The organism is Pedobacter yonginensis (assembly GCF_003173595.1).
In the GTDB taxonomy this organism is placed as follows: Bacteria; Bacteroidota; Bacteroidia; order Sphingobacteriales; family Sphingobacteriaceae; genus Pedobacter; species Pedobacter yonginense.
On record NZ_QGNZ01000006.1, the window covers coordinates 39,840 to 60,751 of the forward strand.

Annotated in this window: 27 protein-coding genes; 12 read left to right on the forward strand and 15 right to left on the reverse strand. The window is 33.4% G+C overall.

Going from position 1 to position 20,912, the window contains the following annotated elements:
- The first annotated feature begins 26 nt into the window (after positions 1–26).
- The 4 genes from DHW03_RS18960 to DHW03_RS18975 all read left to right on the forward strand — a co-directional run bounded on the left by DHW03_RS18960 (position 27) and on the right by DHW03_RS18975 (position 6,375).
- Positions 27–599: a hypothetical protein gene (locus DHW03_RS18960; protein WP_109927435.1), complete on the forward strand. Its 573-nt coding sequence runs from the start codon at positions 27–29 to the stop codon at positions 597–599.
- A gap of 450 nt (positions 600–1,049) precedes the next feature.
- The gene (locus DHW03_RS18965; protein ID WP_109927436.1) at positions 1,050–1,730 is read left to right on the forward strand and encodes a hypothetical protein; all 681 of its coding nucleotides are present in this window, start codon (positions 1,050–1,052) and stop codon (positions 1,728–1,730) included.
- Between the two features lie 137 nt (positions 1,731–1,867).
- The gene (locus tag DHW03_RS18970; protein WP_109927437.1) at positions 1,868–3,562 is read left to right on the forward strand and encodes a site-specific DNA-methyltransferase; all 1,695 of its coding nucleotides are present in this window, start codon (positions 1,868–1,870) and stop codon (positions 3,560–3,562) included.
- Positions 3,559–6,375, forward strand: a complete 2,817-nt coding sequence (locus DHW03_RS18975; RefSeq protein ID WP_109927438.1) for a DEAD/DEAH box helicase — start codon at positions 3,559–3,561, stop codon at positions 6,373–6,375. The genes DHW03_RS18970 and DHW03_RS18975 overlap by 4 nt, the downstream gene beginning before the upstream one ends.
- A 173-nt stretch (positions 6,376–6,548) precedes the next feature.
- On the opposite strand, the gene DHW03_RS18980 is transcribed toward DHW03_RS18975, so the two are convergent.
- On the reverse strand, positions 6,549–6,896 hold the full coding sequence (locus DHW03_RS18980; protein ID WP_109927439.1) for an MGMT family protein: 348 nt from the start codon (positions 6,894–6,896) through the stop codon (positions 6,549–6,551).
- A 403-nt stretch (positions 6,897–7,299) separates the two neighbouring features.
- Between DHW03_RS18980 and DHW03_RS18985 the strand changes: the two genes are divergently transcribed.
- The 8 genes from DHW03_RS18985 to DHW03_RS19020 are packed head-to-tail and all read left to right on the forward strand — an operon-like array spanning position 7,300 to position 11,020.
- A complete protein-coding gene (locus tag DHW03_RS18985; protein ID WP_109927440.1) occupies positions 7,300–7,734 on the forward strand; it encodes a LexA family protein in 435 nt (144 codons plus the stop codon).
- Positions 7,718–8,965, forward strand: a complete 1,248-nt coding sequence (locus DHW03_RS18990) for a Y-family DNA polymerase (RefSeq protein WP_109927441.1) — start codon at positions 7,718–7,720, stop codon at positions 8,963–8,965. The genes DHW03_RS18985 and DHW03_RS18990 overlap by 17 nt, the downstream gene beginning before the upstream one ends.
- 1 nt (position 8,966) lies before the next feature.
- Positions 8,967–9,488, forward strand: a complete 522-nt coding sequence (locus DHW03_RS18995; protein WP_109927442.1) for an SOS response-associated peptidase — start codon at positions 8,967–8,969, stop codon at positions 9,486–9,488.
- On the forward strand, positions 9,461–9,670 hold the full coding sequence (locus tag DHW03_RS19605) for an SOS response-associated peptidase family protein (protein WP_109927443.1): 210 nt from the start codon (positions 9,461–9,463) through the stop codon (positions 9,668–9,670). The genes DHW03_RS18995 and DHW03_RS19605 overlap by 28 nt, the downstream gene beginning before the upstream one ends.
- Positions 9,671–9,672: 2 nt before the next feature.
- Positions 9,673–9,897: a hypothetical protein gene (locus DHW03_RS19005; RefSeq protein WP_109927444.1), complete on the forward strand. Its 225-nt coding sequence runs from the start codon at positions 9,673–9,675 to the stop codon at positions 9,895–9,897.
- Between the two features lie 11 nt (positions 9,898–9,908).
- A complete protein-coding gene (locus DHW03_RS19010; RefSeq protein WP_109927445.1) occupies positions 9,909–10,139 on the forward strand; it encodes a hypothetical protein in 231 nt (76 codons plus the stop codon).
- Positions 10,132–10,569 (forward strand): hypothetical protein, encoded by a 438-nt coding sequence (locus tag DHW03_RS19015; protein WP_165825471.1) that lies wholly within the window; start codon positions 10,132–10,134, stop codon positions 10,567–10,569. The genes DHW03_RS19010 and DHW03_RS19015 overlap by 8 nt, the downstream gene beginning before the upstream one ends.
- A gap of 1 nt (position 10,570) precedes the next feature.
- Complete coding sequence (locus DHW03_RS19020) at positions 10,571–11,020, forward strand: hypothetical protein (RefSeq protein ID WP_109927447.1); 450 nt, start codon at positions 10,571–10,573, stop codon at positions 11,018–11,020.
- Between the two features lie 105 nt (positions 11,021–11,125).
- Here DHW03_RS19020 and DHW03_RS19025 read toward each other — a convergent pair whose 3' ends face one another.
- The 14 genes from DHW03_RS19025 to DHW03_RS19095 form a co-directional block, all read right to left on the reverse strand.
- Positions 11,126–12,064 carry a CHC2 zinc finger domain-containing protein gene (locus DHW03_RS19025; protein ID WP_109927448.1) on the reverse strand — a complete coding sequence of 313 codons (939 nt, stop codon included), beginning with the start codon at positions 12,062–12,064 and terminating at the stop codon, positions 11,126–11,128.
- 283 nt (positions 12,065–12,347) lie between these two features.
- Positions 12,348–13,778 (reverse strand): hypothetical protein, encoded by a 1,431-nt coding sequence (locus DHW03_RS19030; protein WP_109927449.1) that lies wholly within the window; start codon positions 13,776–13,778, stop codon positions 12,348–12,350.
- Between the two features lie 151 nt (positions 13,779–13,929).
- A complete protein-coding gene (locus tag DHW03_RS19035) occupies positions 13,930–14,391 on the reverse strand; it encodes a GIY-YIG nuclease family protein (RefSeq protein WP_109927450.1) in 462 nt (153 codons plus the stop codon).
- 24 nt (positions 14,392–14,415) lie between these two features.
- Positions 14,416–14,790, reverse strand: coding sequence for a LytR/AlgR family response regulator transcription factor (locus DHW03_RS19040; RefSeq protein WP_109927451.1), 375 nt, complete (start codon positions 14,788–14,790; stop codon positions 14,416–14,418).
- A gap of 114 nt (positions 14,791–14,904) precedes the next feature.
- A complete protein-coding gene (locus tag DHW03_RS19045) occupies positions 14,905–15,516 on the reverse strand; it encodes a hypothetical protein (RefSeq protein WP_109927452.1) in 612 nt (203 codons plus the stop codon).
- A 14-nt stretch (positions 15,517–15,530) separates the two neighbouring features.
- Positions 15,531–15,698, reverse strand: a complete 168-nt coding sequence (locus tag DHW03_RS19390) for a hypothetical protein (protein WP_165825472.1) — start codon at positions 15,696–15,698, stop codon at positions 15,531–15,533.
- 285 nt (positions 15,699–15,983) lie between these two features.
- The gene (locus DHW03_RS19055; protein WP_109927454.1) at positions 15,984–16,289 is read right to left on the reverse strand and encodes a hypothetical protein; all 306 of its coding nucleotides are present in this window, start codon (positions 16,287–16,289) and stop codon (positions 15,984–15,986) included.
- 496 nt (positions 16,290–16,785) lie between these two features.
- Positions 16,786–17,013, reverse strand: coding sequence for a hypothetical protein (locus DHW03_RS19065; RefSeq protein WP_109927456.1), 228 nt, complete (start codon positions 17,011–17,013; stop codon positions 16,786–16,788).
- A gap of 2 nt (positions 17,014–17,015) precedes the next feature.
- Positions 17,016–17,834, reverse strand: coding sequence for a hypothetical protein (locus DHW03_RS19070; protein WP_109927457.1), 819 nt, complete (start codon positions 17,832–17,834; stop codon positions 17,016–17,018).
- Positions 17,835–17,844: 10 nt separating this feature from the next.
- Complete coding sequence (locus DHW03_RS19075) at positions 17,845–18,093, reverse strand: hypothetical protein (protein ID WP_109927458.1); 249 nt, start codon at positions 18,091–18,093, stop codon at positions 17,845–17,847.
- Positions 18,094–18,176: 83 nt separating this feature from the next.
- A complete protein-coding gene (locus DHW03_RS19080; protein WP_109927459.1) occupies positions 18,177–18,971 on the reverse strand; it encodes a Fic family protein in 795 nt (264 codons plus the stop codon).
- Between the two features lie 31 nt (positions 18,972–19,002).
- Entirely contained in the window at positions 19,003–19,221 is a 219-nt protein-coding gene (locus tag DHW03_RS19085) for a hypothetical protein (protein ID WP_109927460.1), read from the reverse strand.
- A gap of 210 nt (positions 19,222–19,431) precedes the next feature.
- Positions 19,432–19,632: a hypothetical protein gene (locus DHW03_RS19090; protein WP_109927461.1), complete on the reverse strand. Its 201-nt coding sequence runs from the start codon at positions 19,630–19,632 to the stop codon at positions 19,432–19,434.
- Between the two features lie 5 nt (positions 19,633–19,637).
- Positions 19,638–20,537, reverse strand: coding sequence for a hypothetical protein (locus tag DHW03_RS19095; RefSeq protein ID WP_109927462.1), 900 nt, complete (start codon positions 20,535–20,537; stop codon positions 19,638–19,640).
- Positions 20,538–20,912 lie beyond the last annotated feature (375 nt).

A 20,912-nucleotide genomic window follows, 5' to 3' on the forward strand; every position in this document is an offset into this window, starting at 1 on the left:
TATAGCTAAAAGCTCAAATAATAATAATGAAAAAATTATTTCCTCTTTATTTCATCATTTTTTTTGCATCCTGTAAACAGTCAGAAAACCATGCTACAGATGGGATTGATACAAATATGCTGATAATTTCAGCAGAAAGACCTTTAGCAAAAGGAAACGATACCTTAAAAGATTATGGTATTACCGTTGATTCTATGCACACACTTCTATCAAGGGGTGTCAGACCTGCAACCATTGCTGAGCAAAAGCAATTTCAAAAACAAGTATTTGTTGAAGATTGGCAGTTAAGAACGGATGCAGATTTCAAGAAAAGGATTGAAGTGGCTATTAAAAATGGTGATAGTATGCATGACAATATTGTAGCTATTCGAATTAAGCTAAAAGGTGATAGTTGTAACTTTGATACGGTATTACAAAATAAGGTTAATATCAAGCCCGGTAAAAGATTTACACTCAGTAAGAAAATAGGTAATGTTAATTGCGAGAAAATAAATGTATCAAAAGCAGAATGCGTTATGGAAAACGGGCATGTTGAAATTGCTCGGATACATCGACCGTTACTAATAGAAAAATTTTTGACCGAAAAAGAACAAAAGTAGGTACCTGAAAACAAAATTTTTAAAAAATGCCAAGGCGTAGAATCATTGATACCCAGGAATGAGTATTTACCATAATATACTCGATTTTTCTTATTGTTTGAGTGGTTTTTTGAAACTGGTAATACAGCTTAAAATATTAGGGACTCAAAGTTTTGGTCAATAAGGATAAAACTTTTGATACCATTCAAATGAGATTATAAATGATCACAATTAGTTAAGTGATCAAAAGGTAAATTCACATCTATGATTCTGCCCTACATAATGGCAGCAAAGGACAGCACGAAATATCGTAGAAAAAAAAGAAGTATATTTGAAAACAAGAAAGCCCCGGATACGACCGAGGCTTTAAAACTTCACTTAGTTACGCTTTTCCGAAGAAAAGGAGGCTTTACTAAGCATAACGATACAAATCTATGCTAAATTTTTAATTAAACCAAAATTTTTTTTTAAATGAACTACTCTCAACTGGAACTGTATATTTCTCAACCGAGATTGAGCCGGTTTTACAGAGCTTGCGGAAACTCAAAAACAAAAACACAGAAACTCTATAAAATTAATCTGAGAGTATCACAGGCATTTTATCCTCTTATGAATTTGTTCGAAACATTTATTAGAAATGCTATATATAACCAAATTTCAATTCATTTCGCGGATAGTGACTGGATAATGAATCAAAAAATGTTTTTCATGAGTAGCGTAACGCTTACTAGATCTAGATTCTATCTTTTAAAACAAGTCCAAAAAGCTGAATCTGATATATTAAGGAGAGGTCTTGCGATTACATCTAGTAGAATAATTGCAGAGCAAACTTTTGGTTTTTGGACATCATTTTTTGATAACCACCATTTTATCTTAGTTGGAGGAGCGCCCTTAACGGCATTTCCTTATAAGCCCGCACACATTAATCGCTCGCATGTTGCCACAATGTTGGGTCGGATTAGAGAATTTAGAAACAGAATTTATCACAATGAACCAATTTGCTTTTCAGGTATCAATATTGACTTTGCATTAGCACTACAAGTGTTGCGAGATATTCATGATTTGATCGGATGGCTTGATCCTCAATTAAGGGCCTACACGGACTATTTTAATAACATTCAAAATAAAATAAATCAATCCAACAATTTATAATTAATGATTAGAAACTAAATCACAGTCGTATTCCAAAGGATCTTATAGTGTTTGTATCTTTACAGGCCTTTTTCTTAAGAAAACGTTTAAAATAGTTACTTTAGCACCCTCTATAAACTCACTCTTTTTTTAAATAAATGGCGACAAGTAAATACGAAAATTATACCAAAGAACAGCTGATTGAAAAAGTCAAGCTTTTAGAAAAACAGCGTTATGGCTTAGTTTGGGAGGACAAACCTGAAGAGATTGCTGATCAATGTGAAAGAGAACTTCCGGTTCTTGTGGAGGTTAAGGATAAAGAGATCACACTCGATCCAACAAAACCAACTAATTTTATCTTTGAAGGAGACAACTATCATACTTTATTTACTTTGAATTTCACGCATAAAAGGAAGGTTGATGTCATATATATCGACCCTCCATACAATACCGGAAATAAAAGTTGGAGATATAATAATGATTATATAGATAAAGAAGACAGGTTTAGGCATAGCAAATGGCTCTCTTTCATGAGTAAGCGATTAAGGCTCGCAAGACGTCTTTTAAAAGAAACAGGAATTATTATATGCGCAATCGATGATTATGAGTTTGCTTCTTTAAAATTACTATTTGATACCGTCTTTGGAGAGCAAAATAGGTTAGGTACTTTAGTTGTCGTTCATAATCCCAGAGGAAGAAATGATGATAAATTCTTTGCTTCGCAACATGAGTATATATTAGTGTATGCTAAAAATTCAGATAAGGCTATTGTAAACCATTTTGAATTGAATGACGATGATAGAGATCAATATAAAAAATCAGATGATATTTCTTCATTCGCCGAAACCTCATTTGTAAGAACTGGCAATAATTCTAAGCGAAGTGAAAGGCCAAATTTATTCTATCCAATATATTACAACGAGACTACCATGCAGTTATCATTATTGCGACAAGATGGATGGGAAGAATTATTGCCAATCAATAACGGTAACGAAGAAAAAACCTGGCGTTGGGGACAAGATACCTTTAATGAACTACAAGCAACAGAGTTGTTTGTAAAAAAAGTGAAGGGTATAAATAAAATCTATAAGAAACGAAGACTTACAGATACCACAGGAAAAAAACCGAAAACGGTTTGGTATGATCCAAAGTATGATGCCTCAAGTAATGGTATTATGTTATTACAAAAAATATTAGGACGTGATAACACATTTAACTATCCAAAATCAATTTACGCAGTTAAGGACATATTAGAAATTACGACAAATAAGGACTCTCTAGTACTGGATTTTTTTGCTGGAAGTGGAACGACGGGTCAAGCTGTACTTGAATTAAATAGGCAAGACAATGGCAATCGGCAATTTATCTTATGCACGAATAATGAAAACCAAATCTGTGAAGAAGTTACTTATCCACGTATAAAAAAAGTGATTGAGGGCTATGGAAATAAAGCAGGTATTGAAGCAAATGTAAAATACTTTAAAACTGATTATGTTCCGTACGTTATCACAGACAATGACAAAAGGACTCTCGTTTCTAGAAGCACAGAATTATTATGTATTTCAGAAAACACATTTGAAGTAGTTGCGCAGAATGAAAAACAAGGTTTTTCAATATTCAAAAACAAGGATCAATTTACAGCTATTATTTATGACGAAGATAGTATTGAAAGATGCTGTAAAGAGATTATTAAAATAGATCCCCAACATAAATTAATAATTTATGTATTTAGTTACGATCACACATATGACGAAGCGGATTTTGCTACACTAACAATGCGTTTTTATGTAAAACCTATTCCAGAAGCCATATTGAATGTATATCGTAAAATTTCCAAATTAAAGCGTAAATGAAGCAAGTAGCATACCAAGAGGAATATATAAATGAATTGACTGATACAGCTATAAAGCTTTTAAATGATAAATATAGGGAAGAAGGCACCATCATTCTTAAAGCCCCTACAGGATCAGGCAAAACTTTTATGATATCGCAGACTCTAACGAAGATTGTTAAAAAGAATAGTGCAACTTCATATAGTTTTATATGGTTATCGGTTAACTCTTTACACGAGCAAAGTAGGCAGAGCCTAAGCCAATACTTTGAGGACGAAAAGTTGCTAGATTGTATTTTACTTAACGACATACAAAATAATACAATTGAGGAAAACGAAATTGTTTTCTTAAACTGGGATAGTTTGATAAAGCAAAACAATATTTTCCGCATGGAGAACGAACAAGATTGGAATCTTGCATCTGTCATCGCTAATACTAAAGACGAAGGGCGGGAAGTGATTCTAATAATTGATGAAAGCCATAGAACAGCAAAAGCAGAAAAAGCTTTAGAAGTAATTGAAGAACTAAAACCTAGACTTACAATCGAGATAACTGCAACTCCGACAAGAATTAGTGGACACTTAATTGAAATTCCATTAGGAAGAGTTGTTGCGGAAGGAATGATTAAAAGTGAGGTTCAAATTAATCCTGGCAGTAAACAAATAAAAGAAAATAAAGATCTTTTGAGCGTTGCTCTTAAAAAACGTAAACAACTTAGGCAAAGCTATATCGACTTAGGGTCAGACATAAATCCATTATTATTAATACAAATACCTAATAAAAAGCAAACTGATAGTTCCAATCCAGAAGATTATATAATTGGCCTGTTAGCCGACTTTGATATTACGGAAGGAAATGGAAAACTAGCTATTCGAATTTCAGGTGTGGACATTAAAGATTTAGATGAAAAAGTTAAGCCTAATAACAGCCAAATTGATGTGCTAATTTTTAAGGAGGCTATCGCTTTGGGTTGGGATTGTCCAAGAGCGGCTCTTCTGTTTTTACAAAGAGAATGGAAACAGGATAGGTATAGTTTCAATATTCAGACGTTGGGTCGCATCATGCGCATGCCAGAGCAAATGCACTACCCTACAAAACCTGAATTAAATATTGGATATGTTTTTTCAGCCTCAGATAACTTTGAAATAGTTCAAGAGTTGGCTAATGATTACGTTAGTAATCTACAGATGGAAAGGGATGAAGATTTAAATATAAAACCACTTAAACTCGCTAGTGAATTTATAAGACGCAAGCGAGAATTAACAAGGCTATCCGGAGATTTCAAAAGATGTCTTTTTGACGCGGCAAATTTCCTAAACAATGAGGATCCTATCAATGAAAAGGTTAACCAAATAACCAAAATGGTTGCTATTGAAGGTAAAGTGAAGAATATAGATAGAGATGATAAGCAAGAAGTTGTATTTGACCAAAAGACATCGGTTAAAAAAGATATTAAGGAAATTACAGACAGTTATGTGAATTTTTGCGCTTCAATGGTGTTTCCATATGCTAAGGTAGAATCAACTAATACATTAAAATCTTCCATTAGAAGTTGGTTTAAGGACAAATTTGAAATAGGTGATGAAGATATTATCTCTACTATTGTAATGAGTAAGGTTAATAATTCAAAATTCAGAACAATTATCCAAGACGCTATAGAAGTGTATAAAAAGCTTCCGTCCAAAAAAGATGAAATTATTGTTAATGACAGCTGGGAGATTCCTGAAAGTATAAGTGTATTTACTGATTATCAACTTTTGCCAGAATCTAAGAAGTCAATAATTAAGCAACAAGATGAGAAGCGTCTATTTGTTAAGAAAAACAAGAATGGTAAACTTGATCTTTCTAACCCTGAAATTGAATTCATTAAAAACCTGGATGCAACAGACGATGATGTTCTATGGTGGTTTAAAAATGGTGTGAGTGAAAGCAAATATTTTGGAATTGCTTATAAGAAAAAGGATGACTTTAGTTATGGCTTTTATCCTGACTTTTTGATTAAGACAAAAAAAGAAACACTTATTATTGAAATAAAAGATGACAAAGATTTTGTTCCTGTAAACGCATTGAAACTGAGCGCTGGTAGCGATTACGTAAAAAGAGCAACAGGAAAGGAAGCCGTGCGGTTTTTTATGTTATCTCCTATTGACTACACTAGATTCTTTTCTAGCTTAAAAAATCAAGATCTTGACAAGTTTAAATCGTCTTTCGAAGAAAAGCTTTTAAGATATAACAAAAGTAATAAGACGCTAATAGAAAGTAAGGAAGAACAAAGTGAAAAGGACAAAGAAGTCCTTGAGTTACTGTCTGATCTCGATCAAACTATCAACGAATTAAAAGATCAAAAATTTAAAAATGAATTGTTGGAAATGCAGTTAGGGGAAGCTCGGGAAAATGTAGATACCTTGGTTAAATCTTTAGTGACTATAAAGCCAAACGATACTGAACCTGACCCTTTAAAAATTGAAAAACCATTTAATATTTGTGTGTTGGGAGAGGCTTCTGATCACGCACTAATTAGCAAAGAGCTAAATAAATATTTTGTTAAGCTTGGTGTATCTCCTACTGACTGGGATATCGAATACTTTAATAATTCCAAGTTACAAAACGTAAATGTATTAAGATCATTGCATAAAGGACAAAGTAGGTTTACCATCATTATTACTGGTCAAATATTTCATCACTCAGGAAAGGGTAATGCAAAAGCCAATATTATTTCTGAATTAAAAAATGAAAAATACATCACTCATTATATTGGAGCAAATCCAAAAGACCTTTTAACACCAGATAAGATTATTGATGTTGTTAACGAACATATTTTTACAAATAATTAATAGACATTTAGTTAGTAAGCACCGTATCTTAAATAGTGCTTACTAATAAATATTTTTCAAGTGTAAAAGTTGAAATTTTTAGGATGGTAACAATAATTACGAAGATGGTCTGTAACTAACGCCAATTAAAAAACGTTAATCATAGCAAATTGGGTTGAACTAATACATCATACCTATAGTTCATTAAGTGGGTCCCAAAAAATATGTTCAAACTGCTGAACATGATTATTTTCGATGGTTAGCCCCTCATCAGTTAATAGCTTTATCATTGACTTTTCTCCCAAAAAATGATGTTGGCCGGTAAGGATACCGCTCCGATTAACCACACGATGTGCAGGCAAATTCGGAGCAATTTCGTGAGAATGGTTCATGGCAATACCTACGAGCCTAGAAGATTTTTTGGAACCGATTGCATTTGCAATGGCACCATAAGTAGTTACTCGGCCAAATGGTATCTGCTCTACAATTTCATAAACAATTGTATAAAAATCTTTAGCTAAATTAGGAGATTCTTTAGGCATTTCAATATATTTTAAGCTTACATTTATTTGACGGTGTATGACTTATTTCACTTGGATCGCTTAAGTTAACCTTAGTATAATTAAATCATTTTGATTTGTTGCCAATGTGGATAAAACATTTATTTTTTACATTAGGTTTGAATTAAGTTAGTGTTAAAACTAACTCATGCCTGAACTTCCCCCGCTTCACAATTTCTCATATCCCTTATTGAAGCCACTAAAAATTCCTAGGTTCACATTCAGGGCTTTCCAATATAGGCTTGTATTATTATTATTTCCCTTTTCAAAAAGTTATTACCTATTAATTGACTCTACATATATGATCAAGTTTATTTGAACGTTGGTAAATAAATTTGTTTTGCTAATATTTTTAGCATTATTTTGTTAGTTCAAAAATTGCATTATGCTTAGAGAGATTGATTTTGCACGTAATACCGATAAAGAGCCGTTAGCAAACCCTGGTGCAGTTTCAGGATTTGTAAGTCCTGCCGATGATTACATGGAAAGGCGTTTACATATTGCTCAAAAAATCGTCGATGACCCTGTAAATACATTTTACTTTGAGGTACAGGATAACGAAATGAAAGCATACGGGATATTAAAAGGTACTATTTTGGTCGTGGATAGAAGCAGGGATTACAAAGATGGTTCAATAATCGTTTGTAATGTTGAAGGAGAATGGCTAAACCGTTGCATCGTCCATAAGGATAATGAAAAATTATTATTAACCTCACCAAACGACAATAGGCCATTAAATGTTACAGGTCGTGAAGTTGTTGTTTTCGGTGTTGTTTCATGGTATTGCGTTCCTTATAAAAGTTATGTTCGTCTTAGCTGACTGTAATAATTTCTATGCCAGCTGTGAAAGGCTCTTTCGTCCTGAGCTGAATGGCAAACCCGTAATTGTATTAAGCAATAATGATGGCTGTGTAATTGCCCGGAGCAACGAGGCAAAGGCACTTGGTATTGCGATGGGTGCGCCAAAGTTCAAAATTGAAGAAGAGATCAGACAACACAATATTACCATTTGCTCCAGCCATTACGAATTGTACGGAGATATGAGCGCAAGAGTAATGACCAATTTGGCAAGATTTACTCCTGAAGTAGAAGTTTACAGTATCGACGAATGTTTTCTAAAACTAACGGGCTTTAAAAATTTAGAAAGCTGTGCGTTAACCATTAGAAATACCACAATAAAGAACACTGGCATTCCTATAAGCATTGGTGTTGCTCCAACAAAAACGCTTGCGAAACTTGCTAACAAACTCGCAAAAAAAACGCCATCAGGTGTAATGGTTCTTGATACAGACTGCAAAATAGCTGAGGCGCTGAAGACTTATGCAGTAGAAGATATTTGGGGTGTTGGTCGCCAATATGCCACAAAATTAATTTCCGAGGGGATTGAAACGGCAGAGCAATTAAGAAATCTACCTGCTGAATGGGTTAATAAAAATATGACTATTGTAGGTGCTAGGATGTGGCGAGAGTTGTGGGGGCAAAGCTGTTTACAGTTGAAAACAGTTTTAGATCCAAAAAAGGGAATGTGTACAAGCAGGGCATTCGGAAAACTTACTGGAGATTACGGGGAACTCGAGCAAGCAACGGCAAGTTATGCATCAAGATTGGCAGGGAAATTACGCAGGGAAAAACTTTGCACAATGGTATTATCAGTAAGATTACTTACCAACCGTTTTAAAACTGACCAACCCCAAGCATACCCAACTATCAGTATAAACTTGCCACACCCAGTAAATAACACTACAGATTTGATTAAAGCATCGATGAAAGGATTGAAAAGGATTTATCTTAAAGGATTTCTTTATCAAAAAGTTGAAATAATTGCCATTGGTTTAATTCCTGAAACTGAAGTACAGCTAAATATGTTTGAACAGTATAATGGCATTAAAAATAATAAACTTTCTAATATCTTGGATGGGTTAAATAAACATTATGGAAGTGGTACAATAAGGATGGCTACAGAGGGGAAACAGCAAAAATGGGCAATGCGCAGACAATTTTTAAGCCCACGTTACACCACAGACTGGAAAGATATCATCAAAGTAAAATAATATGTGCGCAAGATATACCCTAACCGCTGAACAAAAAGAAATTTTAAGGTCTTACCCTTTTCAATTTACTGGAGAGTATCAACCTGATGGGAATATTGCGATTACAGATGACGGTTTCGTCATCACATCAGATGAACCCGAAATTGTTCAAAGCATGAGTTTCGGCATTGTTCCATATTGGGCTAAATCAACCGATCTTAAATACGATACTTGGAACATTAGGTGTGAAGAAGTTTTAGAAAAACCGACATTTGCACCGCTGTTAAAAAATCATAAAACCTGTTTAATTATTGCAGATGGTTTTTATGAATTTGAGAAATTAACTGATGGAACAAAACAGCCTTGGCGATTTACTGTTACAGGAAGAAAAACGTTTTTAATGGCTGGCCTTTGGTCTGAGTGGGTAAATTCTGAAACTAAAGAAACTTTTCGCTCATTCGGAATTATGACTACAGAGGCAAATAAAATGGTTGGCAAAATTCATGAAAAAAAAGGATGCCAGTTATTTTACCTAGAAGTTTAGAAAAGCGTTGGATAAACAAATCACTACCACCTGAAGAACTTCTAAAGCTTTGTGTAACTTTTCCGGATGCCTTAATGACTGCTTATAAAGTGAGCAAGAAAGTAAATACTGTGAGCACAAAACGAAAACCCAATAAAGGTATCGACTTAACTAAACCAACACAAGGGAGTTTAGATTTTTAAACATGGAACAGATTTATAATTTTAAAATTGATGGTAAGGAGATTGGAGTTAGTAGTGATGATGGCCATAATTATCACGTATCAATTAACGGTGTTTACACCGGTATAATTTTTCCTGAATTTGATGATGAACTTAGCGATGGCGGTACGCTCTGGAGAACAAAAGATTTAATCGCTGTGAATTTGGTGGCAGAAATCGGCAGGCAAATTGAAGACGAGGACATGTAAAAACAGCAACAATGGAACACATACAGCAATTAATAGATTTAATAAAAAGTGAAACACTTGCAGATGATATCAGCGAAGTAATCCAAATTGGGGACAATGAAATAAATATTGTTCTTAAACCGGGTGCGGACTATGCAGAAGTTGATAGTGCTGTAGGAGATTTTCAGCTTGAATATGTACATTTAGAACCCCAATTAATCATCAATTATGTTGATGAAAACGGCAATAAATTCAATGAATAGAGAGCATAACGAAAACAACTACGCTTTTAAACTTGGTTCTAATATAAAAACTGCTATCCCTGAATGTAAAGTACAGCTTTGGTTTTACAACCAAATTGATATTTTCAGAAACGGGAGTTTTTCTACGCAACGTTCGTCTGAACAAAAGAACCGAGAGAATAAAATTTGGGTTTATGCCTTGTTGGAAAGCTTGCCTGATATCGATTTACAAATCGAAAGGGTTGTTATTGTTGTATATGAAAACAATGAAGAGCGTTCTCAAATTATAATAAACCCAACCGAATTTGATGTTACGGCTTTTGATTGGGCAATAGCTAACCCCTTGAATGAGCCTCGAAGACGACCGGGTAACGATATACCATTACCGCTTAACCACCCATATTATAGCAATCCGAATTATTTTCGGAGTAAGGCCTTTAAAAAAAAGTAGTATGATAAATTTAGACTTCCCTTGGAAATTCAGTAACGGCAAAATAATCATTTACACGATTATTCAGCAAGCCAAGGATAGTCCGTATTTTTTTTATGCTCACGATAACCTAATCGGAAGCGTTAATAAAGTTAATGGAGATTGGGTTCAAATTAGTGGAAGACAGGCTTTGGATAGTGTAATTGAAGGAATAGGAATGTTTATCGAGGAACATATTAACTTAGCTACCTTACCTAATGATATAATACAGGGTTGGCCAAATGAAGTTTTGGAAGTTGATACAATCTCTGACGAAGAATACTTGATAATCATAGCAGATAATGTAGATATTATCAAATTTGAAATAGAATTTCGTGACCAAATACCTGAGCTTGTTAATCAGGAATGGCAAGTAAAATTTCAGGTCGCAAAGAAAATTAGTGATGAAAGCTTCGAAGTGGATGTAAATTAGTCCTTTTCTTTAACAGCTTTTAACCTTTAAAATTCCAATCTAATAGGATTTACAACACTTAAATACCTTTTTGTGGGCGATTTCACATAAGATGATAATTGGATATTATCGTTTGATCTGAGTAATATTGTTTTGCTTTTGCTGTACTAAAAAATCATTAATATCACCTAATCCTTTTTCACTGTAAAAAGAACTTTTATCTTCGGCCAACTTAATAAACTCTAAGGCCTTTTCAGTTGCTTTCTTACCTCCTACTCCATTATCAAAATACAGATGTACTGGGATATCCTTTTCTATGGATTTTTCATTTACATTGATGCTTAGCTTTTGGGTGAGATTACCTGTACTGTTCAATACAATTGCGTAAAAGCTTTCTTTCGGGTTTAAGTTTCTATAACTACTAAAATCCATACTGCCCTCAAACATCTTTATACTTTGTGGGTTCGCACCAATAGTAAAGGATGAAATACCACCACCGTTTAAGTTGCCCTTATACAGCTTAGATCTTACGGCATAACCGCCGTTTTTATTTTCAAAGCCGATGGCAAAAAAATTATCCTTTCCATTTGTCCAATGAACTTCTTTACCAGCGGTGGCAACGTCTTTCAACTCCAAACCTCGGCTTTCCAAATAATTTAATAATGCTGGGTGCTGTACGTTATCCAATACCTTAGTTATTGAAACATTATATTCGGTTTCCCCATTCTTTTTATAAAATGCTTGGTAGGCGTCTGCTACGATATCGGTATTTTTATCAAGTCGATTTATGGCCTCAACGAATGATTTATTTTCAAAAAGCTGAACAGCTTTGATGATGTCGCCCCCCTCTCCTTTAGCATGGTCATACCAAAGATTATCTTTTTCCTTAACAGATATTGAACCCGTCTTTTGATGATGGAAGCCGAAAAAATACTCTTTACCTTTTTTCCCATCAAATCGCAATTCTCCTAATTCTTCAAGTTTAAAAAAGTAATCCAGTAAGGATACTTCGGCCTTAATCTTAGAGGCCTGGTCTGTTAGTTTTGCATAATTGATTTTAGCCATTGTAGTATTACATTAAAAGGTTACTATCTATTAATTTGGTGGAATGTATTCCGTGTAATGGTTTTGTGTAGTGCTTAAAGTATAAAAAAACCGAATTTATTTCGGCTGTCCTTGGTCACATTTAAACATTCGTTTTTATGTAATCCAAATCAACATAAACTCATTGCCAAAAATTGAAAAATTATTTCATTAGTAAATGAGATATGTTGATTAGGGTTTAGAAAGGTTAACAAGATATATGTCAGCAATTTTTGAACAAATTTCCTATCAACTGTAGTCCTTATTATTTTAGCAAAGTCTTTAAATTTTCAACAGAAGTTTTTACTGTCTTATCTAGCATTAAATTAGATGGCTTGCCTTTGTGTGTTTCCGTTATGTATTTTATTAAATCGTTTACAGGTGGTGATGTAATACTTGGTTTAACTATTTCTATAAGCTCTTTAAATTTTCGTTCAGATAATGAAAACTGAAGTCGGCTTGCAATCCTTGAATCTGTAAAAGAGAGAGCTGCAATGTTTGCTTGATGTGAATCAAGACTAGAGAGAATTTCGGTATATATTTCATTTGCAGCAGATGCAACTCCGTTTCCATTTGTCAAAAATGTCTCAACTATTGCCATTACAAATTTCTTTTCCACAGACTTCGGAATTTTCATTGGTTGTCCAATAATTCGTAAAAGTTGTCGAGCAAATGCTGGCTCGTTGTAAAAATTGTTGAAGCCTCTATGTGCAGACAAAAGATTGTCAATTGTATTATCAATTTCGATTGCCCTTAAGTCGTCTGGAATATAACTTTCTGCATTTACAATTTGCAAAAATTGTCGTGATATCTTCTTTTCATCTTGACTATTATTGGCCGTAAAGTGAGCATACTTTAAACCAAATGACTGCTTTACATCTTCGTCAACACGCCCCCAAATTTCAGGAAGTAATAAGTTAATATTCTGATGCGTTTGGCTCGTAGTTTCTGGTCTAACATATATTCCAAAAAAACCAGAAGCTAAGTTATTGATCTGCTCTTGGGTAAGACTAGTTGAGAAAACGGCTATTTCTTGCGCATCGCTTGCTGAAATGGCTGTGTTCTTTACACCCTGCAAGAGTTGTTTTATCCTGATTGTAACATTTGAAATTGGTAATGTTATAACCTCCTTAATACAGGTTTCAAGCCATGAGACTAATTGAAGTCCAGTGATTTCACTATTGTTTGGATGTGCAGCACTTGCCCAATTCCTCATATAGTTGATGTATTCAAGATGCTTAAATCCAAGGTCTGAAATTAATCCAATCTCTTTAGCGCCTTTAATTAGGTCGTAATCATCAACTTTGTCTAAATCATCTTCATCCTTTAGTCTTTTTCTTCTTTCGCCAGTTACTGCATTATCATAAAAGAACTCTATGTCATACTGTGATACGCGTTTTCTAATTTGTAAAATAGTTTCATCCCATAAATAATTTAACGATGCGTCAAAAAGTCCAGATGCTGTACTTGCTATAAACTTGGAAAGATAAAGTGATTGTTGTTTATCTTCTTGCGTTATTTGATCAAGTACAGTATCAAGGTTTTTAAAAACATTAACTCTCTCTGGGATATTAACGAACACACCATCAGTTGGTAAATTATGTAAGTTTAATACCTGTTTTAATCCAGTTTCAAATTCGTTCAATTGAATTAAACTGTTACTCGCTGGTAAATTTTGTGGTAAATTTTCGTTCATATTTGGTTCTTTAGGATTACCCCCTAAAACATTCTTAAATTATATCGCTTGTGGGGTGTTTATTTATATTTTCTCTAAGATATAATTTTTATAAAATATGTCGTTATTTAACATCCTCAATTGAAATTGGCATATCCAATTGAGGCATATATTAAGCACTTTTTCGTTTGCCTCGCTTGTTCAACCGAATATCTTTTTCAATAAGGACTTCAATCATTTCTTCCAATTCTTTTCTACCCAAAGATACTTCCAGATAAGCGAATTGAAGTTTATTACTTATATGCTCATTAATCAAAAGCTCAATGTGGGCTGGAAATTTTATTTTGTTCGTAGCTTTAACAAATCCATCTATGCTGGAATAATGCATTGTTCCTATAGTTCTTCTAATTGTATGGTGTCGGCTATCCAAAAGGTCTTTCATACGTCCACGTAAATTACCTGTCTCACCAACATACACAATTTTGTCGTCTTGTTTGAAAGTATAAACTCCTGCTTTTGATGGAATTGTGTTTGCCCACTGCCTTGTTAAAATTGCCTGCTTGAAATTACTGGAATGCATTAGCTTGTCCATTAGCATTTCGAGGTACTGGATTTCATTCTCTTTAATTATCATGCTTAATATTTATAAATTGCTTACTCAATAGGTTGTTTTTCGATTAAGTCTAGATTTGATTTCAGATACAGCATCCAAAAACTTTTGTAGCCTGATAGGTTTCGTGAGAAATATATTTTTCTCCAAATCAATTTCAGGATGGGAATATGGTCTATCTGCACTAACAAAAACAACAAAAGCAAAATCCATTATCTTTTTAGCTAGTTCAACTCCTGAAATGTAAGGCATGTTAATATCGGTAAATACAATATCTGGTTTCAATAGATTGATTTGATTAAGGGCGAGCCTGGGATCATTTGCTGAGCCTACGATTTCTAAATCATGGCTTTCTTTGATATAGTCAGAAACCAGATTAATACCATGCATTTCATCATCTACTATATAGCATTTATAATTCATTTTGAGAGTGCGTTATTTATATATTATGTTAAGATTATGATTTATCGACTATACTTAGGTTCTCATAAGGTGAAAACTTACAAACTGGTTTGCCGTTGTTTTCTAACTGTCTTTTTACTTTGACAACTCCCCTAACCTATCTTTATCATAGGTTTCATGTAATTCTTGAAGAACATAATTATCAGGCTGATCTTTTTGGTATAAGCTGACTAATTGAGGGTTATTAGCGTATTTATCTAACGTTAAATATGCGCTCCACATGCGGAGATCAGTATCTAAAAAATCGTAAAGTTCTTTGATATGTATTAAAAGATGGGAGTAGTCAAAATCGATTTCATACTGATCATACACCATACCTAAAACAACATCCTGAAATGGCTCGAAAAAACCTTTAATAGAACTTATTTGAAAATCAAGTTCGTACAATTCATTTTCTCTTATGCCCCCTCCTTTATTTGCTAAAATAAAGCCTGTTTTTACTTCTTTATCCAACTCTGAAAACTTTAAAGTTACAACTACCGCATAAGCCCAGTCGTAAAAAGCGTGCTTAACTTCAATTTTACGGTAGATTATATCCCTCGACAGCGATTTTCTTTCGCGATATAAACTATGAGCAATCCTATCCAAATTTGATTGATTAATTAAGAAGTCTACGAGCCTAATAATCTCTTGATTAGTGAGGTCAAAAATATTCCTACTGTGATATTTTATTTTTTCTAAATTCATCGGACAATGGTTTATTAGTTGAAAAATAGTTTTTGTTCTTCCAAAAATTTAAAGACCTGCTTTTCATTGTTTCTAAAAATAACAATAGAATAAAAAACAGGGTGTTCTTCAATTTCCAGAACTTCTCCCAAGTTGATCAGGGTATCGCCTATTTTAAGGTCTTTGAGGTTAATTTCTTTCATAATATTGTGATTGATTTTATTTCATTTATTAAGATTAGCCCCCTTCCGTTTGGACATTATTTTATCATAAGCAGATACAATCAACTTTTCGGTTGATCTTCTAACTTGTTCGATTCCCTGATCGATTTCGTCTGACTTCTTTTTAACTTTTGAATATCGCCTACATTCAACTATATAGCCGATCAGCACGGCAAAAAAAAGAATAAAGATGGTTAATAGTAGATACTGCATAATAATCGTTTAATTTATAAATACATATTGACGTCATGATGTCAATACTCCTTTTTAATTAGCCATGTAATCGGAATAATTAAACAGGTCGGTATGAATAAACCTGTCTGTACTATTTTGTATTATTCCATCTTCTCCAAATAAAAGAGCTACCTTAAAGCCTGTTATTGGTATTATTATAGGTTTGTTACTCTTTAAAGACTGCCTTACATTTTCTTCTGTTATCATTTTATCTAATGCAAAATTTTCCTCACTAAAAAAGTTAATCAGCCATTTATAAAGTTCCTTTTCTGTCCTGCACGGAACAGGGTTTATTAAGGCTCTTGGTTCTTCGGTTTTTATAAATCCTATAATGTACATTCTATATCATTTAGTGGGTGTTACATCATCAAAAAAGTAAAGGCCATTTTTATGTAGATAATTCAAAATCTCCAACCTTACTAAGTAAGTAAGCCTACCATCTTGTAGAAATTTTTCTCTCCCTAACTTTTGTATTTGTTCGATTTTCCTAATATTGAGCCTACGGAGACTATTTAAGGTAAAAACCCTGACTTCATCTATATCAATTATTTCCTTGTCGCTGAAAATCATTTTTTAAATTTTAGAAGTAAGCTAAAATCCTATCGTTTCAATAGTGGAGCAGTGAGTGATCAGGTGCGCAGCACATTCAAAACGATAGTGTTTTTATTTTCTCCAGCTCGACCAGGTTAAACAAATCAATAGTATTTTGATTTATTCTTTTCCGATCCTCTGGAATAATTTCATTTTGTTTTGGAAATATAGCAAAACTATATATATTTACAATCGAGAGCGTTAATAGAAATGGGGCAAAATCTTAGGACTAGCCCTTTCTCTTTTAGTACTCTTCTGTTAATTCGATTAGAGAATATTGCTCTTTCTTTTTTGTTAAGTGATTATTAAAAACCTTGAAAGTCTTAAATCCAAACAAAGCTTTTGCATTGAAAATAAACAGATAGTCCTTAGTCAAATTTGATTTGAATACACTGGCTAAATCTTCGCCATTGTGAAACTCGATTACCTCTTTTTCATCAAGCCGTTTTTTCAGGTTGTTTTCTGCTGACATATTTATAAGTCTAAAATTCTTATTGAACTGGTTTGAGGTTTCTTAATTTCTGAAAGTTCAAGTTCGGAATACTCAAACATCAGGGCTTTGCATATTTTTCTAATTCTCTGGAATTGGGAATATTGGATTTCTTCATATTCCATATTTCTACCCTTTAAGGTTTTTACGGCATCTTCAAAATCATAATACCTGCAATTGGCTTTATACCCTGAAATCTCAAATGTTGAGCATTTAAATAGTCGTTCTTTAGTTTTATCATCGGGTTTTGCTATGTGCAACCTGATTTCCTCGGGAACGCTACAATCATAAAGGGGTAGATTTCTTTCTCGCCAATATTCAAGCGTGGAAGGAAGTTCACCCTTTGAATTGTATTTATAATGTAGAGCGGTTAGGCGTATATCATAAAAGGAATGATAACTATTGTTACACCATAGGTATTTACTTTCACCATCGGCTAATTGATGGAAAAATTCTGTATGCCGGAACATCAGGCCAACCGACAATTTTCTTAACCTGATATAGTTACTTTCCGAAATTCTTATTGAGCCTTTATAAGCTTCTACCAATTCCTTTTCACTTTTCGCATAGTGTCCAAGGCTCAAATCTTTTCCTGTCTCAAACATAATGTGATAGTAGCCGTTGGTTTTAGTGGCTACCAGTGTTCTTATTTTATCAAAATAAGAGAACGACTTTACTTCCTGCCCGATCTTATCAGAATAAGCATCTTGACTATAAAGGGCATCTAAGCGAAAATCAATGATACCTTGCTTTCTTTCTTCGTTTCGATATTGGCTAGGGGTATAAAAATAGTAGCGTTTCATAATTTATAAGTTAGTCGATTGAATACTCATATTCTTGTGGATTATCAAAACCATTAAAGGAAACTCTAAAATCGTTAAAATCTTCTTTTGAAGCTAATCTAATACTTTTAACATAGTCAGTATAGATCACTGACCGTTCGCTAAATCTCGAACCCTTTAGAATTGATGTATGAAGTATTTGTACTATACGGGGAAGTTGTGGCATTATATAGCCCAAAACGTTTTCCTCAACAACAACTAATTTAATTCTATTTTCCATGATATCTGCTTTTGACAAACAAATATACAAAAAGATGTATTGACGTCAAAACATATTGACGTAAAAATATAAATACATCTAACTTAGAATAATAGATGAAAGCCCCTACCCTGTTTAGGTTTTATGGTTTCCTCGAATTTTTTAATTTCTTCTTTCAAAAGCATAGAGTATTCTTTGCCCATGAAATTTCTAAATATATTGATATCCTCTTTGGCTCTAGTTTCCTTTAAGGCTTCGATGTAGTCAACTTTAGATTGTTGATGTACAATTGCAAGGGGTAATTTGTAATAAGCTTGAATGTAATTCATAAGTAGCCTCGAGGTCCGACCGTTACCATCGTAAAAGGGATGGATACTTACTAAATTGTAATGAGCATCAAATGATAATTTTACTTGTTCCAGCAATGATAAATCAGGTTTCATGGCTTTAAAAATTGCATCAGCAAGGTTCTTGGTAAGCGGTACTACTTTATCATAGTTTGGAAAATAGGTATCTCCTGCCGTAACATTGCCTTTTCGAAATTCTCCTTTTGTGGCATCAACTGTTCCCAGTGCTGTATTATAAACTAATCCTGTATTGCGGATAAGTAAAGAGTTCAATTCCTGAATAAGTGGTACAGAAACAGGCCTTTTATTATTGGCCTCCTTTAAGGCAAATTGTAATGCAGAAAAATGATCGGTAACCATTAAGCTGTGCGCTAATGGCTTTCCTTTTGGGGTTAAACCCTCGTCAATTAAAACCTGTGTTTCAACTTCGGTTAAGGTAGAACCCTCCAAAACAGTAGAATGATGGACAATAGAAATATTGTTAAATTTCTCATGGTCTATAACATCAGCTATACCCAAAGCTTTGTATTTTTCAATTAATTTTAAGTCCATTTTCTTTTTAAGTTTAGTAGCCCGTGGGATTTTATTTAACGGACTTTCTTTTTTTCATTATGTTATCTAATCTATCATCTGCTTTTTGTTCGATAGATTTTTCTTTCACTGGGGCAACTTTTACGGTGTCCTTTTTGATGGTATCCACATTTTTAATAACCGTTGTTGTATCGGTTACAACGCTAGTTTGCTTATTCTCACTCGTACAAGCACCTAGACCAAGCATCAACACAAATAATATCTTTTTCATAAGTTTCTATATTAGTATAACAAATATATCCATAAAACTTTATATGACTTAAACACTATCATTTTAGCTTAGCCGGTTTAATCCAGGATTTCAAAAACAATAGTGTTTTTGTTGTTCCGGAAGATCTGCAGAAAGGTAAAATACTATTAATATCAAGTTGGAGCTGAACGGATCTGCACCTGCTCCACTATTAAAACGATAGCATTTAGATTAGTTGCCATTTAAAGATGATGTAATGTCAATTAAAAAGTCATTATTGATAATTACAAATGCTGAAAGGATGATCAGGTCTTTAACACGTGCATTGGTTTGTTTTTCTTTAATTTCATCCAGTGCAAAAAATATATTGTTACTTTCAACCTCAAACTTTCCGAAGTCTTTAATTTCTATGACGTATTTCTGTAAGTCCATAATATCTATTTTAAGTTGTCTATTTCTTCAATTATTCTGTTCAGGTAATTATCAAATTTTGATACCCTAGCATCAATGTTTCTTTCTTTTTTATTATCGATGGCAATTCTTAAAAGGCTACCATCATCAAATCGAAATCTATAATATCCGTAATCCATATTTGTACTGGCGCACATTACGTACACTTTAAAAAATTTTTGCAATACGGCATCAGGAATATATTTTGTTAATAGGCGCTTTCTTCCAGAATGCAGGTAGTCCATCATACCTTGCCAAGAAAGATCGTAAGAGTGTTTTATTTGGGTTACTCCTTTGGGCAGGGGCTTACCATCGGCTTTAAGATCATCATAGATTTTTTCTAATCTTAAATTCTCTAAATGTATTTCAAGAAAAGCAAGATCAGATTTAATCATCCCTTTTTCAAGCTTTTTTACCTTGTCACATTCTAACATTCTGGCAAAATCCGTTAAGCCGTATTTATCAGCCTTAAAAATTATTGTATCAAGCTGGGCGATTTCATCAGTAGTATATAACAATGGTAAATTGTCAATACGTTGTTTTTCTGATAGCAACCAATTATTATAGGATGGGCTTTCATTGACAACTTCAAGGCCACGAACTCCCCATTTTCTAAGGTCTGTATCAGATTGAAGTTTCTTAAAGAAAGTGCTATCATTAAAGCCTTTATTCTTCATGGCAATGACCATATCACTTACAAAATCATCAATTGTAAAACACTGACTATTCATTACCTCTAAACCCGTTGCTAACTCAAAAGCAGTGGTTATAAAGCCATCATTTAAAGAAACGAAGTCAATTAAAGGGAAAGCATCAACGTTAAGTAGAAGGCCTGTACGTTGTCCTGTAGCGGTAGTAAAAGTAACTGGATTTCCTAACTTGTACATATTCATAATTGATATATGTAAAGTTAAGAATAAAGACGTCAATACACAAATATATGTATAAGTATTTAAGTCAAGACGTCTTTAAATTTTTAATTTCAGATTTTACATTTTCACAATCTTTTGAATTTTCAAAAGTTCCTCGAGGCATTACCATCATTAGGAAAATAGCCATTAACGAGGTTAAGCAGAAAAGAGCAAAATTAAAGTAAGAAAAGTTATCAAAGATATTTGCTTGTAAAAGAAACGCAACAGAAACAAAAGTGTTCCAAATAACCCAAATCCATCGGGAAAAATAAAACTTGTACTTAGCCTTTTTATATAGGTGGTGCTTTGTGATATCCATAGTAATGTTTATGTAATGACATATAGACGTCT

Coding starts and splice junctions, on each gene's coding strand:
- DHW03_RS18960 (WP_109927435.1), top strand. CDS start 27: ATGAAAAAATTATTTCCTCTTTATTTCATCATTTTTTTTGCATCCTGT.
- DHW03_RS18965 (WP_109927436.1), top strand. CDS start 1,050: ATGAACTACTCTCAACTGGAACTGTATATTTCTCAACCGAGATTGAGC.
- DHW03_RS18970 (WP_109927437.1), top strand. CDS start 1,868: ATGGCGACAAGTAAATACGAAAATTATACCAAAGAACAGCTGATTGAA.
- DHW03_RS18975 (WP_109927438.1), top strand. CDS start 3,559: ATGAAGCAAGTAGCATACCAAGAGGAATATATAAATGAATTGACTGAT.
- DHW03_RS18980 (WP_109927439.1), bottom strand. CDS start 6,896: ATGCCTAAAGAATCTCCTAATTTAGCTAAAGATTTTTATACAATTGTT.
- DHW03_RS18985 (WP_109927440.1), top strand. CDS start 7,300: ATGCTTAGAGAGATTGATTTTGCACGTAATACCGATAAAGAGCCGTTA.
- DHW03_RS18990 (WP_109927441.1), top strand. CDS start 7,718: ATGTTCGTCTTAGCTGACTGTAATAATTTCTATGCCAGCTGTGAAAGG.
- DHW03_RS18995 (WP_109927442.1), top strand. CDS start 8,967: ATGTGCGCAAGATATACCCTAACCGCTGAACAAAAAGAAATTTTAAGG.
- DHW03_RS19605 (WP_109927443.1), top strand. CDS start 9,461: ATGCCAGTTATTTTACCTAGAAGTTTAGAAAAGCGTTGGATAAACAAA.
- DHW03_RS19005 (WP_109927444.1), top strand. CDS start 9,673: ATGGAACAGATTTATAATTTTAAAATTGATGGTAAGGAGATTGGAGTT.
- DHW03_RS19010 (WP_109927445.1), top strand. CDS start 9,909: ATGGAACACATACAGCAATTAATAGATTTAATAAAAAGTGAAACACTT.
- DHW03_RS19015 (WP_165825471.1), top strand. CDS start 10,132: ATGAATAGAGAGCATAACGAAAACAACTACGCTTTTAAACTTGGTTCT.
- DHW03_RS19020 (WP_109927447.1), top strand. CDS start 10,571: ATGATAAATTTAGACTTCCCTTGGAAATTCAGTAACGGCAAAATAATC.
- DHW03_RS19025 (WP_109927448.1), bottom strand. CDS start 12,064: ATGGCTAAAATCAATTATGCAAAACTAACAGACCAGGCCTCTAAGATT.
- DHW03_RS19030 (WP_109927449.1), bottom strand. CDS start 13,778: ATGAACGAAAATTTACCACAAAATTTACCAGCGAGTAACAGTTTAATT.
- DHW03_RS19035 (WP_109927450.1), bottom strand. CDS start 14,391: ATGATAATTAAAGAGAATGAAATCCAGTACCTCGAAATGCTAATGGAC.
- DHW03_RS19040 (WP_109927451.1), bottom strand. CDS start 14,790: ATGAATTATAAATGCTATATAGTAGATGATGAAATGCATGGTATTAAT.
- DHW03_RS19045 (WP_109927452.1), bottom strand. CDS start 15,516: ATGAATTTAGAAAAAATAAAATATCACAGTAGGAATATTTTTGACCTC.
- DHW03_RS19390 (WP_165825472.1), bottom strand. CDS start 15,698: ATGAAAGAAATTAACCTCAAAGACCTTAAAATAGGCGATACCCTGATC.
- DHW03_RS19055 (WP_109927454.1), bottom strand. CDS start 16,289: ATGTACATTATAGGATTTATAAAAACCGAAGAACCAAGAGCCTTAATA.
- DHW03_RS19065 (WP_109927456.1), bottom strand. CDS start 17,013: ATGTCAGCAGAAAACAACCTGAAAAAACGGCTTGATGAAAAAGAGGTA.
- DHW03_RS19070 (WP_109927457.1), bottom strand. CDS start 17,834: ATGAAACGCTACTATTTTTATACCCCTAGCCAATATCGAAACGAAGAA.
- DHW03_RS19075 (WP_109927458.1), bottom strand. CDS start 18,093: ATGGAAAATAGAATTAAATTAGTTGTTGTTGAGGAAAACGTTTTGGGC.
- DHW03_RS19080 (WP_109927459.1), bottom strand. CDS start 18,971: ATGGACTTAAAATTAATTGAAAAATACAAAGCTTTGGGTATAGCTGAT.
- DHW03_RS19085 (WP_109927460.1), bottom strand. CDS start 19,221: ATGAAAAAGATATTATTTGTGTTGATGCTTGGTCTAGGTGCTTGTACG.
- DHW03_RS19090 (WP_109927461.1), bottom strand. CDS start 19,632: ATGGACTTACAGAAATACGTCATAGAAATTAAAGACTTCGGAAAGTTT.
- DHW03_RS19095 (WP_109927462.1), bottom strand. CDS start 20,537: ATGTACAAGTTAGGAAATCCAGTTACTTTTACTACCGCTACAGGACAA.